Genomic DNA, 7,006 nt, shown 5'->3' on the forward strand with positions numbered 1-7,006 from the left:
TGCCTGAGTTCCTCGGCGATCCCGTTGTTGAAGACGTAGGTGACCTCTTCGGAAGTAAAGCCGGCAAGCCCTTTGATGTAAAGCACGCCGATCCTCATGGCGTCCACCACGCAGCCTTCGGAACGGATGATGCGAAGCAGCGCGGGGTTGGTGTTGGCCTTGGCGGAATAGTTCACGCAAAAGCCGGGGAGCGACGAGAGTCCCAGAAGGTCGCGGCAGCGCTCGCGCAGTATGTTCTCATTGTAGACATACAGAGGAGAACCGAAACGGGAGATCAGTTCACGGGGATCTTCCTGCCCATAAAAGTTGACACTGTCCGTATAGGTGGATCGTACGTTTGCCATTTTCTCTTTCGTACCTGTATGAGGAAAAAGCTCCGGAAACAGGCCCGCGACATGGAACGGCAAACCATGACTCCGGCCTGAAACACAAAAAAACGGCCGCCCCCGCAAGGCGATGAACGGTCGTCCGAGCGGGGAGAAAGCAGGCGCTTTCTCCCCGTGACTGAATAAAGACGCCCCTGCCGCAAACGGCAGGGATCGAACGCATTACTTCTTATATTTGTCGAGAGCGGCGGCCAGGCGGGTCTTGCCGTCCAGCTTCTGCTTCTTGAGAGTCTTCATTTCCTGCTCTTCGCTGGGAGAGAGGTAGCTCTTGCCTTCAAACTTGGCGAGCTGCTTTTCATACAGCATATGTTCTTCCCAGAGAGCCTTCAGTTCAGGATCAGTATCGCCGTACTGTTCCACAATCTTGAGATCACGTTCTTCCATGGCACAGACTCCATTATGTTGGGGTGGCAGGGAAAAAGCCGGCAGACCGGCTTCCTCTAAATTCATACGCCGGCCAGACGCAGCCCGAGCTGAAGCAGAGACTGCACGACCACGCCGTTGAGCAGTTGCAGGGCGACCAGAGCCACGATGGGGGAAAGGTCTATCCCGTTGACCATCACGAAGGGGAACGCCTTGCGGATACGGTAAAACACCGGTTCCGTGAGCGCCCTCAGCGTGCGGACGATCGCATTATACGGGTCGGGCCTCACCCACGAGAGAAAGGCCGCCACGATAACGACGAAAATATAAAGATTGATGACCAGACTCAGAAGCCCGGCAACAGTCGTGACAAGATTTGCAAAGACGAACATGGCTCCTCCATGAAAAGTCCTGTATTCAGAGTGTTGCCTGATTGGCTTCCAGATGCAAGCAAAAAAATGAAATTTCCGACCACAAATTTAGCAGACGCAGCGAAGACGCTTCACGCCGTCCTTGAACATCACGTCCATCTTGTCGGGCGGAAGCAGCTCGATGACGGCTCCCGTGCCGAAAACGGGATGATCCACCAGCGTGTTCACGGCAAAGGTGCCGGTCATGCTGTAGGCCACGGGCACGGCCGCTCTTCCGGCCACAAGACTGGTCCAGCGCTGTTCGTTTTCCTCGGCACGGTGGGCAAGCTGCTTCTCTTCCCTGGTGAGTCTGGGGGCCGCAGCGCGCTTTTCCGCCTTGACGGTGGCGTCCACGGCTTCCGCACGGTTGTGACCGGCCTTCACGCGCACGGTCTTTTCCACCTTCGGGCGGGCATGGACCTCGGGGGCAACATACTTATGCACACTGCCGCAGGCGCGGCATTCGACCTTGACCGGCATGCCGTCGAGGCACGCCATGACGACGTGGCCAGTGACATCCTTGCAGCGCGAGCAGCGAGCCTCAATGATCTGACCTGTAACAAATGAACTCATGAAACGAAAAACTCCAGATGGATTTTCGGCGCAGGTCGTCCTGCGCGCAACACACGATTCTACCGGGCCCCGACAAGGAAGCCCACGACCGCATTGGCGGCCGAAAAATTTTCCGTCAGCAGCGCGTCTCCGCCTCTGCCCTCATGGCGGCTATCTCATCCCGGATCACGCGGGCTGCAGCCGAAGCGGCCGTCTGCTCACTTTTCTTTTCCCATTCCTGAACGCGCTTCTCAAGCCCGTCCACGCGTGCGCCGAGGTCGGCAGCTTCTCCGTCCTCCTGATCCGACGAAGCCGGCAGTCTGGCGTCGAGCATGCGGCTCACAAGCTCTTCCATGTTGAGCCGTACGGAGGCGTCTTCCAGAAACATGGTGCCGGCCTGGGCGATCTGCTGACTCAGGCTTTCCACGCTTTCCTCAAGTTCCCGGCACATCTTCTCAAGAGAAGCGACACGTTCTTCCAGAGCCTTTACCTCGGCCTCATGTTTCCGCTTCAGGACAAGCAGACGTTCATCCTCGGCGTCGGCCGTCTCCCCGTTTTCGGAAGCCGCGTCGCACCCGTCATCAGTCCCGACCGCGTTCTTCGACGCGCCTTCGCCGCCGCTCTCCTCCGCGGAGAAAACGGCCTGTCCCGCCTCTGAATGCTCCACGTCGCCCTGCTCAAGCACGGCGCTCTCTTCCAGAAGCACCGCCTCTTCTCCGACCTCGGTGCAGTCTCCGACCTCTTCAAGATCGTTTTTTTCAGGCTGTTCCGCCTCGTCGGCCCCGTCGGAAAGAAGTGCGGATTCTTCCGCCTGTACGGCTTTCTCATCCGATGCGGACTGCGCCACAATGTCCAAAAGCTCAATGACCTCTTCAGGCTGTTCAGAAGAACGTTTTCTTTCTTCCATGATCCCCTCTTGGCGGTACAGAAAAATGTGGGTCAAAGATATACAACTAAAGGCAAGGCTTCCGCAAGGCCAAAAAAAGCCCCCTTCCGGGGGCAAAACGAGGCCGTAGACAACCGGCCGCAGTTTTGCCCCGCCCCTCACAGGCGGGGCAAAACCAGAGATTCAGCTAGTTCTGCTTGGGATGGCAGGCAGACCCGGAGCAGCCCGTAAGAGCCTGCTTCATTTCAGGACGGGTCTTTGCAACCTGAGTATGGCAGCCGAGGCAGGAGTCGGCAACGTAACCCTTGCCGTAAATTTCGCGGTCATGAATGATCTTGAAGTAGCTGCGTTCCGCCTGTTTGTCTTCAGGATTGTGACAGCCGGCAGTCCCGCACTTGAACTTGGGAGTGGTGCCGGCGACCTTGTGATGACAGACGGCGCACTGCTTTTCCGTATCGACAGCCAGCGGGGGGAAGTGGGCGGGCATGCTGGTATGGCAGGCCGTGCAGTCCTGAGTGGTATGGATGTTATGATCGAAATAGACGGGCTTATCGGTCAAATCCATCTTGATGGGCCCGGCAGGGATATGTGCGAACTGCGCGGCGCCGGCCGGCAGAGCCAAAGCGGCGACTATCAGAGCGGCGGAGCCGAACGTCAGCAGCTTTTTCATAGGGTGACCTCCTCCTGGTCTTTACACGAAACCAACGCTCACGCTGCAGAGGCATAAGCAGAATTACGTTACTTCCAAAACAGAAATAATGTCAAGAGAGAGCGCTCAAAGGCAGGCTCTCTTTCCGGTGCCGTCGGATGATTATCTGTCGGCTCACTCTGCACCCGCAGACCCGCACCGTGCGCGAACACCTCGTTTCATCCTACGCTTCCGCAGACAAAAAAGCAAAAGGGCCGGAACGTCTTTTTTCGTTCCGGCCCAGGTCTCTACTTGGAGGTATTGGCAAGCAGCGGCGAATTGTACATCTTCACCTTTGCCTGCGAGCTGAGCTGCGTGAGGTAGATCTGGTAGATCATGTTGGCCCTGTCCGCAACGAGGCGGTCCTGCATGTCGGCCTCGGCGCCTTTCCATTCCTCTTCAGAAGGAGCTTCGATGGCGGACACGCGGGCCAGCACGGCGCCGTCCTGCACGCGATAAGGTTCGTTGAGCCACGCATCGCTGACTTCAGGCACGGCAAAGGCGGCCTGGGCAAGCGCGGGATCGGCAATGAGGTCGGCGATGCTGCCGTCGCGTCCGAAGGGCTCGGACGTCTTGACGGCCGCGCCTTCGGCGGGCTTGCCGTCCTGGAACGCGGCACGGGCCTTGCGGGCATCGTCCATGGCCATTTCAGCCGCCTTCTGCTTGGTGAGGAATTCCACGATGAGCGGACGCACTTCATCGAGAGGCTTCACGCTCTGAGGTCTGCTTTCCGCCACCTTCACCACCAGCAGCGCGTTGCCGGAAGGCACGGCGGAATCGAGCACCGTACCGGCAGCGGCGGCAAGAATGGTCTGCACGTCGGAGTCGCGGATGTCGAGCTTGCCGGCCAGCTCCTCGGCGGAAATAAGCCCGGTGCTTTCAGCCTTCACGGCCGCGACGGAAGCAGCCTGCGCGGCCTCTTCCATGCTCTTTCCGGCAAGAGCCTGCGCCAGCACGGCGTCGGCCTTCTCTTCCAGCCCATGACTCGCGGCCTCGGTGGCCAGTTCGGCGCGCAGGGCGTCCTTCACCTCATCAAAGCTGTGCGTCACGGCGTCCTGATGGCCTTCCTTCTTGATGAGATGGAAGCCGAACTGGGTACGCACGGGAGCAGACACCTCGCCGTCCTTCAGAGCAAAGGCGGCCTTGGAAAACTCGGGAACCATCTGACCGGCGGAGAACCAGCCGAGGTCTCCGCCCTGAGCCGCGGTGCCGTCCTGACCGCTCTTCGCCACTTCGGCGAAGTCTTCGCCGCCGCGGATGCGGGCTTCAAGAGCCTTGATCTCATTCTCGGCCTTCTTCACCTCGGACTCGGGCGCGTCGGCAGCGACACGAATGAGGATATGACGGGCGTGAATCTTTTCTTCCTCGGTGTACTGGGCAAGACGCGCGTCATAGGCGGCGCGAAGTTCCTCATCTTTAATGGTGGAAGGATCGCCCATGACCGCGGGGTCAAGACGAACGTACTCCACATTCACGCTGGGCGGAACCGTAAAGCTCGCGCTCTGTGCCTCGTAGGTCTTGGCGACCTCCTCGTCGGAAGGCGCTGCCTTGTCCATGTGCGCGGAGGCGGGGAACAGAATGTAGTCCACGCGGCGCCGTTCGGCGGCATAGTCGAAAATGGCCTTCACGGCGGAAGGATCGACATAGGCTCCGGCGGTCACAAGGCGCTGGAGCTTGCCGGGGAGCATGGATTTGGCCTGATCGGTCTCAAACTGACGAGGGGTAAGATGATTTTTGCTCAGTACCTCCTTGTAGACGTCAGGATCGAACTTGCCGTCCTTCTGGAAGTAGGGAAGCTGCTCAAGAAGGACGCGCAGCTCGTAGGGGCTCACGGTAAGTCCCGCGCGCTCGGCTTCATCCTCAATGAGCTTTTCCTGCATGAGAGACTGCAGCACGCGCTGTTCGAGCTGGAAGCTCTTCAGCATTTCCGAGGTGATGTTGGGGATGGAGCGGCGCACGTTGTCTTCCATCGCGGCATAGGCACGCTGAAATTCCACTTCAGTGATGTTTCTGCCGTTGACGGAGGCCACGAGTCCCTTGGGACCGGTATAGGAACCGATGCCCCAGAAGACAAAGACCACAATGATGATGCCGAAAGCCAGTTTTACGCCCCAGGACTGGGCGTTGGCTCTGATGCCGTCCAGCATGACGACTCCTTGCTGTTGTTATTGATGTTCCCGGAGCCGCGGACGGCCCGAATTTCTTTTCCCTTTCAGGCGCGACGGGCGCGCACGGCGTTGAGCAGGCCGCCGGCTCTGAGCACGGACCATTCCTTTTCGGAAAGGTCGTTGCGCACGCGCACCTCACCCAGACCTTCCACGTTCAGCACGGCTTCGCCGCCGGCCGTCATGCTCGCGGCATCAAGGCTCACGGAAGCGCCGAGCGCCATGCGGTCATAATCCCCGCCGTTCACGAAGATGAGCGGAAGAATGCCGAAGTTGATGAGGTTGGCTCTGTGGATTCTGGCAAAGGACTTGGCCACCACGGCGCGCACGCCAAGATGACGCGGCGCAAGAGCGGCGTGTTCGCGGCTGGATCCCTGGCCGTAGTTCTCCCCGGCAACGATGATGCCGGCAATGCCTGCGGCCTTCGCCTTGTCCTGCCGCTTCACGAAATTCTCATCGGTACGGCTGAACACGTAACGGGCGATGGCGGGCACGTTGGAGCGCAGCGCGGTGATCTCCGCACCGGCAGGCATGATGTGGTCGGTGGTGATGCCGTCGCCGACCTTGAGCGTCACCTCGCCGGAAAGCTTTTCGGGCAGCGGTTCAAAGGTTTCCAGCGCCACGATGTTGGGGCCGCGCAGGATTTCCACCTTGGCGCGTTCCTCTTCCGTTGCTGCGGGGAACAGGAAATGATGGCGTCCGCCGGGCACGTGCGCGGGAAAGTCGGGATGCGCGGGCGCCTCGCCCCAGGTTGCGGGATCGGTGAAGCGGCCGTTCAGAGCGCACTGTGCCGCCGTGACGGGGCTGACCAGATAGACCTGAGCGTCTCTCGTGCCGCTGCGGCCTTCAAAGTTGCGGTTGAAGGTACGCACGGACACGCCGCCGGACACGGGCGAGCTGCCCATGCCGATGCAGGGACCGCAGGCGCACTCCAGAAGTCTCACGCCGCTGTCGAGCAGCGAGGCAAGCGAACCCTCTTCCGTGAGCATGGCCAGCACCTGACGGGAACCGGGCGCCATGCAGGTGTCGGTTTCGGGACAGACGCGGCGGCCGCGCAGGGTTTCAGCCACGAGATGCAGATCGGCGTAGGAAGAGTTGGTGCAGGAGCCCATGGCCACCTGATCCACGCGCAGACCGTCAAGCTCGGCAACGGGAACCACGTTGTCGGGCATGTGGGGACGGGCTACCAGAGGCACGATGGAGGAAAGATCCACTTCCATCTCTTCGTCGTACTGCGAATTTTCGTCCGCAGCGAGCGGCTCCCAGTCCTGCTCACGCCCCATCTGCTTCAAGAATTCGCGGGTACGCTCGTCGGAGGGGAAGAGAGAGCCCGTGGCGCCGAGTTCCGCGCCCATGTTGGTGATGGTGGCGCGTTCCGGCACGGAAAGCGTGCTCACGCCGGGACCGCAGTATTCAAAGATGCGCCCCACGCCGCCCTTGACGCTCAGACGGGACAGCATGTGCAAAATGACGTCCTTGGCCTGCGCCCATCCGGTCAGACGACCGGTGAGCCACACCTTGACGACCTTGGGCATGGGAATGCTGTAGGGTTCCCC

Annotated in this window: 7 protein-coding genes and 1 pseudogene; all 8 read right to left on the reverse strand. The window is 60.1% G+C overall.

Annotated features, from left to right (window positions below; translation table 11 throughout):
• A pseudogene (locus tag QZZ60_RS09750) lies at positions 1–344 on the reverse strand (diaminopimelate decarboxylase); the annotation flags it as partial.
• Positions 345–548: 204 nt separating this feature from the next.
• Positions 549–770 carry a DUF465 domain-containing protein gene (locus tag QZZ60_RS09755; RefSeq protein ID WP_295640937.1) on the reverse strand — a complete coding sequence of 74 codons (222 nt, stop codon included), beginning with the start codon at positions 768–770 and terminating at the stop codon, positions 549–551.
• A gap of 62 nt (positions 771–832) precedes the next feature.
• Positions 833–1,141: a YggT family protein gene (locus QZZ60_RS09760; protein WP_294446137.1), complete on the reverse strand. Its 309-nt coding sequence runs from the start codon at positions 1,139–1,141 to the stop codon at positions 833–835.
• Between the two features lie 87 nt (positions 1,142–1,228).
• A complete protein-coding gene (locus QZZ60_RS09765) occupies positions 1,229–1,732 on the reverse strand; it encodes a hypothetical protein (RefSeq protein WP_295640939.1) in 504 nt (167 codons plus the stop codon).
• Between the two features lie 115 nt (positions 1,733–1,847).
• Positions 1,848–2,618: a hypothetical protein gene (locus QZZ60_RS09770; RefSeq protein WP_295640941.1), complete on the reverse strand. Its 771-nt coding sequence runs from the start codon at positions 2,616–2,618 to the stop codon at positions 1,848–1,850.
• Positions 2,619–2,784: 166 nt separating this feature from the next.
• On the reverse strand, positions 2,785–3,267 hold the full coding sequence (locus QZZ60_RS09775) for a cytochrome c3 family protein (protein WP_295640943.1): 483 nt from the start codon (positions 3,265–3,267) through the stop codon (positions 2,785–2,787).
• Between the two features lie 266 nt (positions 3,268–3,533).
• The gene (locus QZZ60_RS09780) at positions 3,534–5,432 is read right to left on the reverse strand and encodes a SurA N-terminal domain-containing protein (protein ID WP_295640945.1); all 1,899 of its coding nucleotides are present in this window, start codon (positions 5,430–5,432) and stop codon (positions 3,534–3,536) included.
• A gap of 65 nt (positions 5,433–5,497) precedes the next feature.
• A partial coding sequence (locus tag QZZ60_RS09785; protein ID WP_295640947.1) for an aconitate hydratase occupies positions 5,498–7,006 on the reverse strand: 1,509 nt, incomplete at its 5' end.

Origin of the sequence: uncultured Mailhella sp. (assembly GCF_905187505.1) — a bacterium.
Classification (GTDB): Bacteria; Desulfobacterota; Desulfovibrionia; order Desulfovibrionales; family Desulfovibrionaceae; genus Mailhella.

Coding starts and splice junctions, on each gene's coding strand:
- QZZ60_RS09765 (WP_295640939.1), bottom strand. CDS start 1,732: ATGAGTTCATTTGTTACAGGTCAGATCATTGAGGCTCGCTGCTCGCGC.
- QZZ60_RS09760 (WP_294446137.1), bottom strand. CDS start 1,141: ATGTTCGTCTTTGCAAATCTTGTCACGACTGTTGCCGGGCTTCTGAGT.
- QZZ60_RS09775 (WP_295640943.1), bottom strand. CDS start 3,267: ATGAAAAAGCTGCTGACGTTCGGCTCCGCCGCTCTGATAGTCGCCGCT.
- QZZ60_RS09770 (WP_295640941.1), bottom strand. CDS start 2,618: ATGGAAGAAAGAAAACGTTCTTCTGAACAGCCTGAAGAGGTCATTGAG.
- QZZ60_RS09755 (WP_295640937.1), bottom strand. CDS start 770: ATGGAAGAACGTGATCTCAAGATTGTGGAACAGTACGGCGATACTGAT.
- QZZ60_RS09780 (WP_295640945.1), bottom strand. CDS start 5,432: ATGCTGGACGGCATCAGAGCCAACGCCCAGTCCTGGGGCGTAAAACTG.